Genomic DNA, 14,997 nt, shown 5'->3' with positions numbered 1-14,997 from the left:
GTGTATTCATTTCTATCATTTAATCTTAATTCTATTAGATTAATGATAATACTATCATTTAATTATTGCATTAAGTCTAATGATAGATATTGTATGCGATTTGGCTCGCTATCATTCAGGTATAGTCCAAAGATAGGTTAAATATGATAATTTTTATCAAATATAGAAAAGGACATAACACGTGGAATTAAAAGATAAATTAAAGCTCAATGCTGGGGAAAAACTCATTAAAGTTAGTCACCGAATGAAAGGTACATTGCAAGAAATGGATATTTACAAGTACAACATAGTTGATTCAATGGGAAATGTTGTTGGATATGTAGATCACACAGATCATACATCAATCAACAAATTTAATAGAACACAAACAGCTACCCAATATGATATTAACCATAAAGTAATCTTAGATATAAACTGGTGATTACCTTTAGATGAATGAGTTGGATATCTATACTAGCTCATTCATATGCAAAGTTTATCTTGGGTAATAATCGCTAAGGGCCTCTAACCTATTAATCTTTTCTTGGGCGGAACAGCCTTGCATATTAATCACAGCATATATCCCACTACCTTCCGAGAAGGGTATAGCAACAGCTTCACAATTTATATTGATATAAACTTCCCAAGCTCTTTGAGATAAAAAAAGCTGATGTTCATATTTATCTAAAAAATTTGCTGCATCCGGTTTGCTTTTTTCATTATCTATCCACTTCATTAAAAACTGATACTTGTTCTTAATTTGCTCATCTAACTTAGAATTTAATTCATTAAAGCAATCTATAGTCGAAGCAGTATCCATTGCCATATAACATTTATTTATATTTTCTTCATAGTTAGCAAATTGAAGGTCTTTGGCAAATAATAATTGTGGTAGTGCCAAAATCAGAACTGCTAAAAAATTCCGTTTCAAAATATCTCTCCTTTGGATAATTTTTTTAATTATATATCAATCTAGTACCGCACGTATCACACGACTAAACAGGTTACCGCGTTTCTGTGGTTCGGGCTGTGATTCCTGAATGATAGGCTGAGGCTCTACCACTGGTGTTGATTGAGTTGGTTTAAGTATCGGCTCATGTACCTGTTCCGCCTGTTGCTGTGGCTTAGGTGCACAAAGTAACCGCTGTAAGGATTCGATTTGCTCGTTCTTAGCTTTTAATTCTTCACGTTGGAATTGTTCACGCTCTTGTGCAAGTTCAAGCTGTTTTTGAAGCATGTCTACTTGCTGTTGCATGATGTCTAGTTCTGCCGACTTTTGTAAGACAGGAGTCATACCTAGCAACCCAATATGAGAAACCCCGGCAGGATGCCGGGGTTTTTTATTTTTAGGAAAAATAACCAATTAGATAGCTCTAGTAAACTTATTAGTAATCTCATTTTTCCATTGTGGAGCCGTTAAAGCCTCTCGCAATTTTAAACTTTCATCCATCATTTTCTTCAAGTCAAAAATACCTGCTTCCAATTGATTTTTCTCTCTTAGTGATTCCAAATATTTTTTAAAACTTCCTAAAGTTAATGGCAAAATTTTCACATCCATAAGTTCTTCTTGATGATACCAAGCACCATGCCTGAATGTTTCTGCTGTATTAGTGTCAATAGTAAGTGCAAGGAACAAACCATAAACATCTTTATCAGGTGTATTCACTGTTTCTACCGCAATATGTCGTCTTACAGGTTCACCTTCAGCTGCTTCCTGTCTAGAGTTTGACGTTAATGTAACTTCTCCAAGAATTTTAAAATTTTCATACTCAAAGATTACATCAGCACCACCCCCTGGAGCATGATGAATAGGTTTAAAGTCCTGATCCACCTTAAATCTCCGACATTGTTGCGGCTCAATGATTAAATGATTTAAAGCTAAAAATGCTCTCCACAAGACCCATTCAAAATATGCTGGTTTTTCTCCTGACGGAATAGAAATCTCTTTATCACCAATCTCAATTGACATTGGTCTAGGTGAAATTAGCACATCCATATAAGCAAGAATTTCATCCCACTCATTCTTTTGATTTTCAGCAAATTTTTTCTCATTATTTTCAAAAAGTAGCTCTTCTAAGTGATATCTATAATTTTTGATTTCACCTATTGGTGCTTGTGATATAGAACTATTTTTTTCAAATAAAATTCTATTTCTATTTAATGTCTCTTCTAATTGCGCGGCTAATAATATGTTTGTTTCTTTATGATCTGTTGGTAAAGGAGCACCTTTCTGAATTTTTAAATCAGATTGACTTATATCAAAGGTTCCATACATTTCTATTAGCTTATCAATGACTATTTTTTTGTCATCAATGAAACAAATTCCCTTACCAGAGGCAGTAAATAAACCTGTAGATTTTAAATATCTTAAATTAGTATCAGCATAGTCTTTGATACTAGGAGCTTGAATTTCTGCTTTAGCAGACTTCGATTGATATAATTCTCTATCAAATTTCTTTTTTGATGAAGATGCTTGCCTATTACTTCTGATAGTAAGAATTTCATCAACACATTGATTTATATCTGAATAACTAAATGTTAATTGGATAACTGCTGCCATTTCTTGAAAGGAAATTTTACTAGTTCCTGTTCTATTTTCTAATTCCTTCATGATGTGAAGCGTTAACATCAAAGGAGAAAAAAATCCTATTGAATCATCTGAATTTTGAGCTTCACAAGAATATAGAATTAATGACCTTAAATAGCACTCCTGATCAGACTGTAAAGTTTGACTATTGAGAAGATTCCTACCATTTTCAGTTAAAATATAAATTTGATTAAATTGTTCTATAAACCCCAATTTTTCTAACGCGGAACGCCATTTTCTACCAACACTATATGTTGTATCACTAAAGCCAGAGGTATCTTTTGCTTCAAAATTAGAACTAATAATTCCACCATCAACCAATGCTTTGCAGAATACTAATTCTTTCTCCTTTGTCCCCCTAATGTCCCCATTAGTCGAAGCAAAAACTTTTAGCCCATCAATCAGTCTGAAAGGGCTACGAACTGTTGTATTGCCAAGAAGCCACGTGCTCATAATTATAAAAAAAAAGGAATAAAAATAAGATTTTATTCCTTTTTCCCTTTAGTAAGCTACAAATAAGTACTCTTGAACTGTATTACGGTTGTCCCCAACCTTAGTTGCTTGATTACCAAATGAATACTTATAATCTATTGGTATCACATCTACGTTTTCCTTATATTTACGTAACATAACCAACATTTCATCCATATTCGGAAGGCTATTAGATGAATACGATATAATAAGAATATTTTCCTTATACTTCTCAAATAACGTATCAAAAGCAACATAGACATCTTTTCGAGATGAAAAAGGCGTTGGATAAGATTTAAATTTCTTTGTCTTGGTATGCTCTTGAATTTCAATTTCTTTCCAATCCAGAGATAACCCTTCGACAAAATGGTACCTTCTAACATATTCATTATCCGAACATGTCGAATAATAAGGAGGATCAATATAAATCAAACAATTATCAGGTAGTTCAACGTCTAAAGCATTTTTTCGGTATGAAATATTTGATTGATGATTATCAAAAATAGACTGATTAATTGCTTCTACAGCATTCAAGAACTGTTCTTCTAATGTCAGAACTAAGTCTTTTCTTCCATCATCATAACGATGACCGGTGTATGTAAAAATTCCACGAGGTCTCTTTTTCATACACGCGCGAATCAATGCACTTCTAGCAATCGCTTGCTCATATTCATTATCAAGCTTCGGAATGTTAGATCGAATAATATCAATCAACAAATTCTCATCATCAGAAAAATATAGATCCTTAAATTTTTTCTGGACGAAATCATCTATCGGATACTTTTCTATTAACAATGATCTGGCTTTTTCATCACTTAAAATCACATGATTATTCTCTACCATCGCTTTTGTGAAAGTGTGTGACATATTCATATAATCATTTGTTATTACTTGCCTACCTAGCGTTTTAAACAAATAGCTGACTATGCCTGATCCAGAGAATAAATCTACTAATATTGGTGAATTAAATTGTTCAACGATACCTAAAATATAAGGGAGTAATTTCTGCTTAGACCCCATATATCTTGTTGAAGGATATAATTTTATTTGTTCAGGTAATGTTGAAATTTTTTCCAAATTCAAACTAAATTTCTCATTTTTTTGAGTATTTGAGATAATTACATCTTCACCTTTTCGTGTTTTCGAATCACATGAAATATGTCTTTTTGTCTGGATAACTTCATACTTAAATCCATGATAAAGATTTTCAACTATAGAATGATTAGAGTTAGTCAAAAAAACATGACATCCCTTATCGCTCAAAGCTTTATATGCTTTAGCTAAGTTTTCATGATCTTCTAAATAAAATTGTTCTTTAGTATATCTTTTAAAATCCGAATATTCTGAGATAGGTACATAAGGAGGATCTAAAAAAATCAAATCATTTGGACCAGCAAAATTTTCTAAAACGTCCAAATAATCAGAACAAACGATTTTTGCTTTGGATAATAAAATAGAAGCTGCTCTTAAATTATCCTCATCTAAAATCTTAGGATTTTTGTATTTTCCAAAAGGCACATTAAAGTGTCCCTTTTTATTCACTCTATACAGACCATTAAAACAGGTTTTATTCAAGTAAATTGTTCGAGCAGCAGCTTCTACTGAAGATAACGTCTCCCTATCTTGAGAACGAACTTCATAAAACATTTCTTCGGTATTTTTAAATTTTTTTAACTCAGCAATTACAGCATCAACATCATCTGCGACTGTACGATATAAGTTAATCAGTTCAGGATTACTATCAGCAATTACGGCATTTTCAGGTTGTAATGCAAAAAAGACTGCTCCTCCCCCAAAAAAAGGCTCAATATACTTTCCATAATAGTTTGGAAATCTAGGCAAAATTGAGTCTAACATTTGCGTTTTACCACCAGCCCATTTAAGAATCGGCTTACATTTAATTTTTTGTGGTACTGCATCACTCAAGTTTACTAAAAGAGGTTTATTCACTTACTATTTTCCCCTCATTAGTACCACAATTATATTCTTTTACTTTTTCAAAAATTTCATAAAAATCTATACCTTGATCTTTCATTGAAGAGGTTAAAGAAATGATAATGGCTATATGTGAAGGAACAAAACCAACTTTATGATAGTTAGTTATAGAATTGGGATTCATCCCCAATAGTTCAGCAAATTCTTTAATGGTAAGACCTGCTTTACCGATTAATCGCTGGAATTCTGAATAAGGCATAGTAAAATCTAAAAAAATTTAAAGCATTATAACACATATTAATATGTGTTAAGCACACCAATATATGTGTTTTTTGTGCGATTAAAAATTTAACATAAAATCTCTTATTCGAAATTTAATTGGTGAATAACATTAATAAAAAATAAACATAAATAGAATCTTAATTCCAAAATTGAAAAATTTTGATTTTCTATATTTTTTCGGTCAATGTTTTATTTAATAAAATCAGTAGCTTGATTAAAAAAAAACTTTCCTTTAAAGTTGATTTTCTATCACTTTATAATGAACCCATTTTGATGAATATCATAAAAGACCTCAATGACCTACCATCAAATATTTTTGGTTTCAGCCCAGAGGACTTAAGTCCTTCTGAAAAAAAAACCCCGTTAGGAACAATGTTTATAGAAATCAAAAAGGTCAGAGATAAACTTGGACTAAAATGTCGCTTGTTACCTTCATTTTTAACGAACACAATTGTATGTATAGGTATTACAGAAAGTGATTTTAAAAAATTAATTGCAGAATTTGACCCGAAAAATTACACATACACTTCCTCTAGTGATACCCATTCTATACATTTGACTATCTAAACTGGTAATACCCCCATTTTTAATTGAATTAATAGATAGAAATTAATACTGGATAGGCTCTTAGTGAATTTACTCATCTGCAAGTACTTGTAAATAAAGCTCATCTGCTTTTTGAGCAATGGCTTTACCGTTCTCACGCATTTCTAATTCTTTAGCTACATAGGCTTGAATCGGTATGTTGTAATAGCCACCACCATAGTAGTCTTTAATGAGTTTCAAAGGCACTTCCACACCATGCTCATCAAATAAGTTACGTCTGTAAGTGTACTCATGAATCGTATCAGCATAGTTCGGCAATCGTGGTAGATAGGTCAAGTGTGGTGTAGCGATTTCCATCTGCATCCATGTTTTCTGCTTCTTAGACCTGTACTTTAAAAAACGCTGTGCAAAATGGATGATCTGCCCTGCTTGGGAACGGCTTGCTTTGAAAACAGACCATGTTTCAACCATCAGGAATAGATTTTTAATGTCGGCTCGGTTCTTCTCTGCTAGAGAACTATTTTTTTGACTAGCCAATTTATTAATAGAATCAGTAAATTTAGTTTTAATTTTTTCAATACTTTGCTTTGTATATCGCCAAGTCCACGTATAAGCCCTTACTCGGTCTTTGTAGTCTTTTTCATCACCCAAGATGAGCTGTTTATAAGTCTTATGCGTATCTCTAAAAAGCTCCATAGTCACCAGGGCAGTAGGTTTGACAGCAATTGGATTTTTTAAGACAAATTGTTTTGGCTCATTATCTTTGAAGTAGTCTGCAATCAAGGTCTTTTCTGCTGAGATCGAATCAAGATCCCACTTAAAGCCTTTGTACTTCTCTTTAAGAGTCTGAATCTTCAAACGCTCCGACTCTTTGGCAAGTTTATTAATCTCAATACCGTTGAAAGTATTGAAATCTCTACTTGTAGGCGTAGTGAATAAGCAATACAGAAACCATTTATTTTCATTAAAAACATCTCTTTGCACGATCATCGTGCAAATGGGATGACCTTTTTCTAAGCGGTAAGAACGCTGTCTTGGTGAAATCCCTAACTCGTAGCGTTCTGTCATCTTCTCCAACAAAGAATCAATTGATTTTTTAGAACTGTCATATTCAAAGCTGAAATAAAAATACGCACCATTTGCAACGTGGTCAGCAAGCCGTTGCATCGTAAATTTTGTATGTGGACTAAAAATTATCATCCAAAATTTTTCCAAATATTGTTATCGAGGGTTAAAACACAAAATACACCCTTTTTTGATCAAAAAATAGCATTGTAATCGAGTAAAAGGATTTTTGGTTTTAAGCTGTTTTTTGCTTTTTCCATAGCGAAGCTATGGTGAACTTGCGAAGCAAGTTTTAAGGACTTTTAGACGGTATTTGTAAGAGGGTAATAAGTAGTTCCATGCAAACACACCTAGACAGCATATTTTTTGTGCATTATGATTTTCTTATCAGTTGTGAAGTGTGTCTGACCAACGCACCTAAAAGACCTTTAACCGTTTTTTAGTGTGCCGTTAGGCACACTAAAAATTTTGATTTTCAACAGCTCACAGTGGAAAGGTTGACAGCCTGAAAACTGCTTGACGAAGCGGACTGCCATTTAACCGTGGCTCGGTACGTTTTGATGAGGGCTGATGAGGGGTGGCTTTTGCCTACCCTCAAATTCTACTCAATCCACTTCATTGTTGGTTCTTGAAGTTGGGCGACAAGGAAACGGAATCACCGAAAGGTGGCGAATGGGTTAAACCCCATTCTAGGCTGAAAGGGCTGAAATCCTGCTTTTGAAGAAATAGTGAGTGAAATCCATAGATGGAGAGTAGCGTTAATAACTACCGTTCTTCGCTGAATCTTTATGGTTTGGCGAGGTGCGTGGCACACACGATGGCTTCTGCGGTATTCGAGAGGGTACAGGCGATCAAGGTGAAAGCTGGCGAGAGTGGCACTTTTTGGTCAGGTGGTGAATTTGTCGTGATGACATTCCATTTTGGCTCGAAAGGTCGATGTATAGCTTAAACGTGTTAAAGGTGGGGAGAGATCCTCATCGACTGTGCTAAGTAAGTGTTCTACCCATGATGATATTTTTTAAGCTGCGGAATCGGTATTTTGGAACTGCGTACCGAAAAGCAAGGAAAAGGTTTAGAAAATTAGTGGATGGGCGTACTGCTTGTTAAGACTTCAAAAGATAACTTGGGACGCACTTTTATGTCATTAGGTTTTGTCACCTAAGTATTTGAATAACTTATTTTAAGTTATCGGCATAGATGTGTTGGAGCGATCTTTAGTAGCGCATATAAGGTAAGTTGTTTTTGCCGAAGTTGTACCGTTAAACGTCTGAATAGTTTGCTCGTCTTTTGTGAAATAGATAGGGATCTATAATCACAGGAGATTTATTAATCGGATTGGAATATCCATTAAGTAAGTGAATGAATAGGACGTTTCTTTAGAGCAGGCTTAAATAGTTTCTTTGAAAGTATTTAAGCTCTCTAAAGTTGGGAAAAGACCATAGCTACCGTTGTCAGAAATGGCTTGTTAAGGGAATCGTGGTTTTGCGAAAGAGTGATGTTGAGGCTACAGGGGACTGTAGTTGAGTGTGTTACTTCTTGCATGGTAAAAGTGCTTGAAGGCTGTGAATTTAATGTCACAGGGAAATCAAAAAGGTTAAATGGGGATTGGTCTCCCCTGCTGTTCGAGTTGGTCGCTCGGACTAAACTAAACTTCTGAAGACATAGTTTTTCGAGGTTGTTATCCACCATAGGATAAATATTTTCTGATTTTATGAATAAATTCAGCGTTTTAAAGTTTGGTATCAGTTGGTTGGCAATTGATACTGCGTCAAATTTTACGGTGCATACGTTATAAGCATTTTAGACCCCCTCGGATATTCTTAACCAACAGAATGTCGAAACGAGGTGGGTTGCCTTATTTCATCTTTAATTTGGCTCTAATCTGTTAGCTAATGACAGAAACAGCATCCCCATATAACGACAAATATCTGGGTCTATAGGTGTATTTTCTTCCAACCATTCATCCACAGTATCAGCGACTATAACTAAATCCATTTTTAGCATCTCAAGCTCTGATTCATCCGTGTATATTTCACTAATATATTTTGAGTTTGGACTCAACTCTAGCTCGTCACTCACTACTCACCTATTTAAATATAGCTTTAAATGCTCACTATTTGCGTTTTAAGCGACTTTTTTGCTTAGATATAATCTACCAACCCATCACTCTAAAAATTAAATCTAGCGCAAACTGTGCGTAAAATTAAAAAGGTTTAATCAAACATTCCTAGATGTATGCAAAATTCTGAGAATGAATACCTTTTTTTTGTCTTCATCAACTTGAATGATGGCACGATACGGGCTGTCAACAATCAGCATTTCTCTAGTTCCTAAACTCCCTTTTCTCTTTGTTCGGTTTGGCGAGAAGTAGAGTGTTTCTAACTGATCAGTGATTTTTAGGTACATACTTTCAGCTAGCTGCTCACCCCAGTTTTCGATCCCATACGCCAAAATTTCAATTAAATCTTGTTCTGCTTGTGGCAAATAAGAAACTTCATAACTCATTTGCTACGGCTCGCTACTAATTCTCGTGCTTTTTGCATTGCTGTAGCGTGTACCGTTTTCATTGCAGTCGTTTGTAATGGATGTGATTTCAAAGAATTTAGGGCTTCTGCTATTTTCTCTTTTTCCCAATCTTCATAATCATCACTTTCAATATCAAAAAGACTTTCTAAGTGAGTACCTTTCACATCTTTCAAAGATAAAAAAACACCAACTGGACGTTTATTCTTAGTAACTAAGACAGGCTCTCTTTGCATCGTATCCAATAATTCACCAAAACGAGATTTAGCATCTTTCGCTGTAATAACTTGCATGTTTTAAACCTCAATTTAAAAAGTAGGCATTTTGTCTATTTTAGACATTAAAAAGAATTAATCAAAGATAATTTTGTAAAGGTTTTTCTTAAACAAAATTCTCGATAAATACGGCTTTGTTGCATAAACATTTTGCAAGGCACTGATTTTTAAAGGTTTGTGAAACAAAGCCAGAGGAAACTAAAAACAAAAGCATTTTGACACTGTATAAAAAATGCAAAATCACATAGATTCTTTACTAGCTAATAAATCAAACACTTTAGAGATAAGTGAAGAGTTTATTGGTGGCATTATTCTTATGGCTAAATTGGAAAATCTATGGTGATCAGGATTTCTACCAGTAGCAACAAAGAAGGACATACTAAAACCAACGGATAAAGTGGTTTACGATGATATATTTTCCTTAGTCAAAAATTTTGATGATGTATTCATTAAAAATGGTCTTGTTAAGCCTGATAGTCTGATCACATACAATCCTAGTTATTCTGCAAATATTTATGTTGCACTAGGTGGAATAGATGCAGATATTTGTATTGATGAAACACTATATGATTTTAAAAGCACAAAAAATCAAAGCTTTATGATTAAAGATAGTGTGCAGATAACAGCGTATTATTTATTCTATTTAATGGATCGGATTATGTCTTCAACAGTGCAGATGCAATGCCACAGAATAGAAAAAATTGCGTTATATAAAGCTCGGTTTGGCCAAATTGAATATTTTGATGTTAAGAATATTCCTGAAAAAGATTTAAAACATGCAATTTCTGAGCTTAACAGAATGTTTAAATTAGGTATGCCTGAGCAGAAAATTAAGGATTTTAAAGCTTGTTCGGCATAACCTTTTCATTAAACAAACATCTGCTGCAACAAGCCTTTTTTCCAAGTCTTAGCCTGTTCAATTTGCTGTGCCACCACTTCAATTTTTTGATCAATCGCGGAAAGGAAGTTAGCGATTTTGGTTTGTTCTTCGAGACATGGAAAATTCAATTTGTAATTAATCACATCTTGATTTGAGATGTTTGGTTGTGCACTAGCAGATGGTATGGATTGAATGTAATTATAAAAATCTTGTGAGAGCATTACTTGGTATAAAAATTCATTAATAGATTTTTCTTTGGAAGTAAAAGTTGCTACCCGTTGATTAATGAAAGCTGATCCAGATTTAACTTTCCCAAGTTTTCCAAATGTTGCACCTGACAAAGCCATTACAATTGAGTCTTTATATACAAGGTAACGACTATCTGGTATTTCTGAAGACGTAATACCTTCAAATCTATCAAGATCAATGTTTTTCTGAATATCACCTATTCTTAAAACCTTAGTATCACCTTTTCCAAAGTCTGTACTTTTGAATGCAAATCCACCTTGGATATTTGTTATATCACCTAGCTTTCCATCAACCCACTCCTCAAACTCACTGCCATCATCCGCTTTAAAACGAATCTGCTGACTAAACAGCTTTTGCATCATACCTTGCTTGTATTGGCTGAGCAGTTCATGTTTTTGTGTGAGTTGGCTAATCTTTTCATCCACAGCAGAAAGAAAAGTAACTATTTTGGTTTGTTCTTCTTTTGAGGGAATACTTATATCAACATTATAAATCGAAGTTGTATTTAGACTTGGTACACCTGTAGCCTCATTTAAACCTAACCAATTCACTTCAAGGGCATGTTGAAACAAAAATAAATGTTCTCATCTGCTCCTGCTCACCACCGTTCGTTCCTCACGGATGGTGAGCAGGAGCAGATTTCGGTAATATTCACCCTACCTTCGCCAAGTCAAAAACTGGCTAAAGGTATTCGGAATATCACCTATGAAAGTCGTTTGGTCTCACGGTATGGAGCCGCTATCGCCTTCAATCGGTATGCTTGGATTGCGTTTCAGTCACAAGCACAAGAGAGTATTTGCAGAGCTGGGTCTCTGTCCTACACACGCCTTTCTCTCTCACCAGCCCCGCAACTCGGCGAGGGTTTCCCCAACTTACCATTCTGCGAAGTACTGGCGTATTCCCTGCGATCCCCCCCTAGTGCATACATCAGCTGAGAGGGCGACTAGTGCATTACTGCACATTATCGTCTTGTAATTCATGTACCTGCCGTCACTTATCCTCCTGCATACATGAATCGCTCTACAGAAGCCGTGATAAACACGCACTTACAAACTTCCATAGCTACGCAGAACAAGCGATATCGAACAAAATTGGAGTGCATTACTCAACCACAATAATTTGTTGCTTATTTGATGGGCGACAAAATTCTAAATAACGAAGGATTCTCAATTAACAGCTTGCAAAAATATTAAAAAAAGTAATAATATTTCTTAGGTACAAGCCTTTCGGTGAAATCTGCACGAGTTGTTGGCTCTGCTGATCTTCGTTAAATGATGCGTCAACATCAAATAACTGCGTACCGTCAAATATAGAAAAAACCGTCTCAGATAGCAACACCTGAGACGGTTTTTTTTTGGATTTTTTTAATTTTTATATCATTATAAAACATTGACCGAAAAAAGATTTTTAAATAACTTACATAAGTTATGTAAGTTATTTAACTAAGTCAAAAAACTCTATTGAACTTGATTAAAAATCTCTTATAATTTTAAGTTAAATAAGTTACGTAAGTTACATAAATATGATTATTTTAGTTGGTGGTGAAAAAGGGGGATCAGGCAAAAGTTGTCTAGCCCAAAATCTTGCAGTGTACTTACAAGCTCAAAATAGAGATATTTTATTACTTGATGCAGATCCACAAGGTACAACTACAGACTGGATTAAAGAAAGAGATGAGAATGATAAAGTTGAAAACATTCCATCCGTACAAGCAGCTGGAAATATTAGACAAATATTATTAGATCTTTCCAAACGCTATCAAGACATTATCATCGATGCAGGTGGCCAGGATTCTGAAGCTTTACGCTCTGCTATGACTATAGCAACACATATGCTTCTTCCATTTCGACCTAAAAGAAGAGACCTCAAAACTCTTGTGCATGTTGAAAAATTAATTCGATTAGCAAAAGCTGTAAATCCAGATCTTTATACAAGAGCAGTCATTACACAATGCCCAACTTTGCCTAGCCAAGCACAACGTATTCTAGATGCAAAAGAAGCTTGTGAATCTTTTGACCTCATACCATTAAATAATTTTACGTGTAATCGTAATATTTATGATGATGCAGATGAAAATGGATTATCAGTATTCGAAATGTCATCAGATGAAAAAGCGAAACAAGAAATTGAGCTCATAGCAAAAGAGTTCTTGGGAGAATTTTGATGGCACTTAAAGGACTTAAAAAAGCTGATCAATCTTCTAACCAAGATCAAATTGAAGATTTTATAAAAGGTGCTTCAAAGCGTGTAAAAAAGATAGAGCCTAGCCATCAAACCTATAAGAGATATACTTTTTCTTTAACAGAAGATGTCAACCAAGAAATTGATCAATTACTCGTTGCTTGTCGAGTTGCTAAAGCGAATCGTTCCATTATCTTAAAAGCAGCTATACATCAACTTAAAAATCTCTCCGATGAAGAACTTCAACAAGTAGTTCTAAATGAAGTTAAATAACTTACGTAAGTTATTTAACATAAATAAGTTAGTTTAATTACATAATCACGTGGAACATTGCTCAGTTATTGATCGTGGAACGTGAACAATCATTAAAAAAGCCCAATCGGGTGTGATTGGGCTTTTTAATACACCGTAAACCTATGATTTATATAAAATAAAAATTTGCATTTCGTATAAGGTGTATTATGTTAATTTTAGGAAATCTTAAGATAATTATTAATGAGTGACTTAATGAATAAAGAAATTTCTGTATTACTGCATGACGTTCCTACTCATGCAGATTACGCATGTGATGCAACAGATTTAGATCCAGAAGATATTCCTGAAGATCGTATAGAACAAGTCATAAATTTATTAAATTCTTCTGATGAAAATATTGTATTTAAGGCAGCAAAACTTCTGACTAATTGGGGACAATCCTCTGGTTTTGATGCATTAGTAAATTTATTAAATGAAAATAAATTAGATGGTTATATAGATCATCGTTTACATGGTTATGATGATACACTTCAGCATGTACTTAGCGCTTTTGTTCGTTATTGGGCATTCCAAGCTGATCTAGGATTTGGTGAGCAGGCTAGAATAAAAATATTTCATCCTATACAAAAGATTATAGAAATATCTAATACAGAACCATTTGATATTAGTCGCTTATTTTGGTTAATTGATGATGAAAAATACGATGAATATATTCCTTTAATTAAAAACCATTTAATCCAAATAATAGATCATCCTGAATTACAATTTTGGAAAATCCATGATGCTATTGAACTGATGCTGAAATTAGAGCCTGAGTTTGTTCATAATTTATTAGAAGAAAAAGGCAAAACATTGGAAGACTTTAAAATTAACACTTTATAAAGTTATACATTTAACATAATGGCGGTTATACGAAATTAATGGATGTTCGTATAGATTACTTGCATATTGTATTCGATCGAATACAATATAGTGAGAAGAGAAGGAATCCTCATGATTGAAATTAAACGTCTGCCAGAATTTGATGAATGGTTAGATGGCATTAAAGACAATATGACCCGTATCCGCTTGAATCGTAGATTAGATAAGGTTCAACGTGGAAATTGGGGAGACATTAAATCTCTCCAAGATGGCGTTTGGGAAATGAGAGAATTCTTCGGTTCTGGGTGGAGGATGTATTACATCCAACATGGTGACGTAGTGATTGTAATGCTTGGTGGAGGAGATAAATCAACTCAGCAACAAGACATCGATCGTGCAGTCAAACTATCGAAAACATTGGAGGATTAAAATGGTTAGAGTCGCTGATTTACCAAGTTTTGATATGGCTGAGTCACTCAAAACTGAAGAAGATATTGTGATGTATCTCAACATGGTTCTTGAAGAGAATGATCCAGCTGAATTAGCTCATGCTCTTGGCGTAATTGCTAAAGCTCGAGGCATGACTCAAATCGCTAAAGAAGCAGGGATTGGACGTGAGGCACTCTACAAAGCCCTACGTCAGGATTCAGCACCACGTTTTGATACGATTAATCGTGTAGTGAATGCTTTAGGCTTAAAACTAACAGTGCAACATGCCTAAAAATTTGAAAGATATAGTAAAAATGGGAGCTAAAGGCTCCCATTTTTAGATTCGTATAACGTGTATTATGTTAATTTTAGAAAATCTTCACTACTATTATTTTAAAATAAGCCTTATATCCAAGCATAAAACAAGGTTGTCTAGACTTCTTTTAACAGTAAAGTTATCATAAAACTGAATTTTATTT

At 34.2% G+C, this 14,997-nt stretch carries 17 protein-coding genes and 1 pseudogene; 8 read left to right on the top strand and 10 right to left on the bottom strand.

Annotation, left to right across the window (positions count from 1 at the left end):
* Positions 1 to 181: 181 nt before the first annotated feature.
* Positions 182 to 421 carry a hypothetical protein gene (locus FTT64_RS13695; RefSeq protein WP_180171068.1) on the top strand — a complete coding sequence of 80 codons (240 nt, stop codon included), beginning with the start codon at positions 182 to 184 and terminating at the stop codon, positions 419 to 421.
* 54 nt (positions 422 to 475) lie between these two features.
* Here the strand turns inward: FTT64_RS13695 and FTT64_RS13690 are convergent, their stop codons facing one another.
* The 5 genes from FTT64_RS13690 to FTT64_RS13670 form a co-directional block, all read right to left on the bottom strand.
* Positions 476 to 910 (bottom strand): lysozyme inhibitor LprI family protein, encoded by a 435-nt coding sequence (locus FTT64_RS13690; RefSeq protein ID WP_180171067.1) that lies wholly within the window; start codon positions 908 to 910, stop codon positions 476 to 478.
* Between the two features lie 36 nt (positions 911 to 946).
* A complete protein-coding gene (locus tag FTT64_RS13685; RefSeq protein ID WP_227554627.1) occupies positions 947 to 1,273 on the bottom strand; it encodes a hypothetical protein in 327 nt (108 codons plus the stop codon).
* Between the two features lie 69 nt (positions 1,274 to 1,342).
* Complete coding sequence (locus tag FTT64_RS13680; RefSeq protein WP_180171066.1) at positions 1,343 to 3,019, bottom strand: AlwI family type II restriction endonuclease; 1,677 nt, start codon at positions 3,017 to 3,019, stop codon at positions 1,343 to 1,345.
* A gap of 48 nt (positions 3,020 to 3,067) precedes the next feature.
* A complete protein-coding gene (locus tag FTT64_RS13675; RefSeq protein ID WP_180171065.1) occupies positions 3,068 to 4,987 on the bottom strand; it encodes a Dam family site-specific DNA-(adenine-N6)-methyltransferase in 1,920 nt (639 codons plus the stop codon).
* Positions 4,980 to 5,231 (bottom strand): helix-turn-helix transcriptional regulator, encoded by a 252-nt coding sequence (locus tag FTT64_RS13670; RefSeq protein WP_180005573.1) that lies wholly within the window; start codon positions 5,229 to 5,231, stop codon positions 4,980 to 4,982. Before FTT64_RS13670 ends, FTT64_RS13675 begins: the two co-directional genes overlap by 8 nt.
* Positions 5,232 to 5,527: 296 nt before the next feature.
* Between FTT64_RS13670 and FTT64_RS13665 the strand changes: the two genes are divergently transcribed.
* Positions 5,528 to 5,821, top strand: coding sequence for a hypothetical protein (locus FTT64_RS13665; protein ID WP_180073105.1), 294 nt, complete (start codon positions 5,528 to 5,530; stop codon positions 5,819 to 5,821).
* A gap of 69 nt (positions 5,822 to 5,890) precedes the next feature.
* On the opposite strand, the gene FTT64_RS13660 is transcribed toward FTT64_RS13665, so the two are convergent.
* The 4 genes from FTT64_RS13660 to FTT64_RS13645 form a co-directional block, all read right to left on the bottom strand.
* Positions 5,891 to 6,967: a hypothetical protein gene (locus tag FTT64_RS13660; RefSeq protein ID WP_227554626.1), complete on the bottom strand. Its 1,077-nt coding sequence runs from the start codon at positions 6,965 to 6,967 to the stop codon at positions 5,891 to 5,893.
* A 1,764-nt stretch (positions 6,968 to 8,731) separates the two neighbouring features.
* Positions 8,732 to 8,944, bottom strand: coding sequence for a hypothetical protein (locus FTT64_RS13655; protein WP_136144253.1), 213 nt, complete (start codon positions 8,942 to 8,944; stop codon positions 8,732 to 8,734).
* 138 nt (positions 8,945 to 9,082) lie between these two features.
* Positions 9,083 to 9,370 carry a type II toxin-antitoxin system RelE/ParE family toxin gene (locus tag FTT64_RS13650; protein ID WP_174560947.1) on the bottom strand — a complete coding sequence of 96 codons (288 nt, stop codon included), beginning with the start codon at positions 9,368 to 9,370 and terminating at the stop codon, positions 9,083 to 9,085.
* Positions 9,367 to 9,681: a type II toxin-antitoxin system Phd/YefM family antitoxin gene (locus FTT64_RS13645; RefSeq protein ID WP_174560948.1), complete on the bottom strand. Its 315-nt coding sequence runs from the start codon at positions 9,679 to 9,681 to the stop codon at positions 9,367 to 9,369. Before FTT64_RS13645 ends, FTT64_RS13650 begins: the two co-directional genes overlap by 4 nt.
* A 379-nt stretch (positions 9,682 to 10,060) precedes the next feature.
* Here FTT64_RS13645 and FTT64_RS13640 point away from each other — a divergent pair, with 379 nt between their 5' ends.
* On the top strand, positions 10,061 to 10,522 hold the full coding sequence (locus FTT64_RS13640) for a hypothetical protein (RefSeq protein ID WP_227554628.1): 462 nt from the start codon (positions 10,061 to 10,063) through the stop codon (positions 10,520 to 10,522).
* Positions 10,523 to 10,530: 8 nt separating this feature from the next.
* On the opposite strand, the pseudogene FTT64_RS13635 reads toward FTT64_RS13640, so the two are convergent.
* A pseudogene (locus FTT64_RS13635) lies at positions 10,531 to 11,370 on the bottom strand (restriction endonuclease subunit S); the annotation flags it as partial.
* Between the two features lie 944 nt (positions 11,371 to 12,314).
* Between FTT64_RS13635 and FTT64_RS13630 the strand changes: the two are divergent.
* The 5 genes from FTT64_RS13630 (at position 12,315) to FTT64_RS13610 (ending at position 14,810) form a co-directional block, all read left to right on the top strand.
* On the top strand, positions 12,315 to 12,956 hold the full coding sequence (locus FTT64_RS13630; protein ID WP_180073099.1) for an AAA family ATPase: 642 nt from the start codon (positions 12,315 to 12,317) through the stop codon (positions 12,954 to 12,956).
* The gene (locus FTT64_RS13625) at positions 12,956 to 13,246 is read left to right on the top strand and encodes a hypothetical protein (protein WP_180073097.1); all 291 of its coding nucleotides are present in this window, start codon (positions 12,956 to 12,958) and stop codon (positions 13,244 to 13,246) included. Before FTT64_RS13630 ends, FTT64_RS13625 begins: the two co-directional genes overlap by 1 nt.
* A gap of 234 nt (positions 13,247 to 13,480) precedes the next feature.
* Positions 13,481 to 14,110, top strand: a complete 630-nt coding sequence (locus FTT64_RS13620; protein WP_005173627.1) for a hypothetical protein — start codon at positions 13,481 to 13,483, stop codon at positions 14,108 to 14,110.
* A 111-nt stretch (positions 14,111 to 14,221) separates the two neighbouring features.
* Positions 14,222 to 14,518: a type II toxin-antitoxin system RelE/ParE family toxin gene (locus FTT64_RS13615; protein ID WP_180078334.1), complete on the top strand. Its 297-nt coding sequence runs from the start codon at positions 14,222 to 14,224 to the stop codon at positions 14,516 to 14,518.
* Position 14,519: 1 nt separating this feature from the next.
* Positions 14,520 to 14,810: an addiction module antidote protein gene (locus FTT64_RS13610; protein WP_180078332.1), complete on the top strand. Its 291-nt coding sequence runs from the start codon at positions 14,520 to 14,522 to the stop codon at positions 14,808 to 14,810.
* Positions 14,811 to 14,997 lie beyond the last annotated feature (187 nt).

The organism is Acinetobacter sp. Q186-3 (genome assembly GCF_013420655.1).
GTDB classification, from domain to species: Bacteria; Pseudomonadota; Gammaproteobacteria; order Pseudomonadales; family Moraxellaceae; genus Acinetobacter; species Acinetobacter indicus.
The sequence above is the reverse complement of the archived record's forward strand: the minus strand, read 5'-3'. Positions and strand labels throughout refer to the sequence as shown.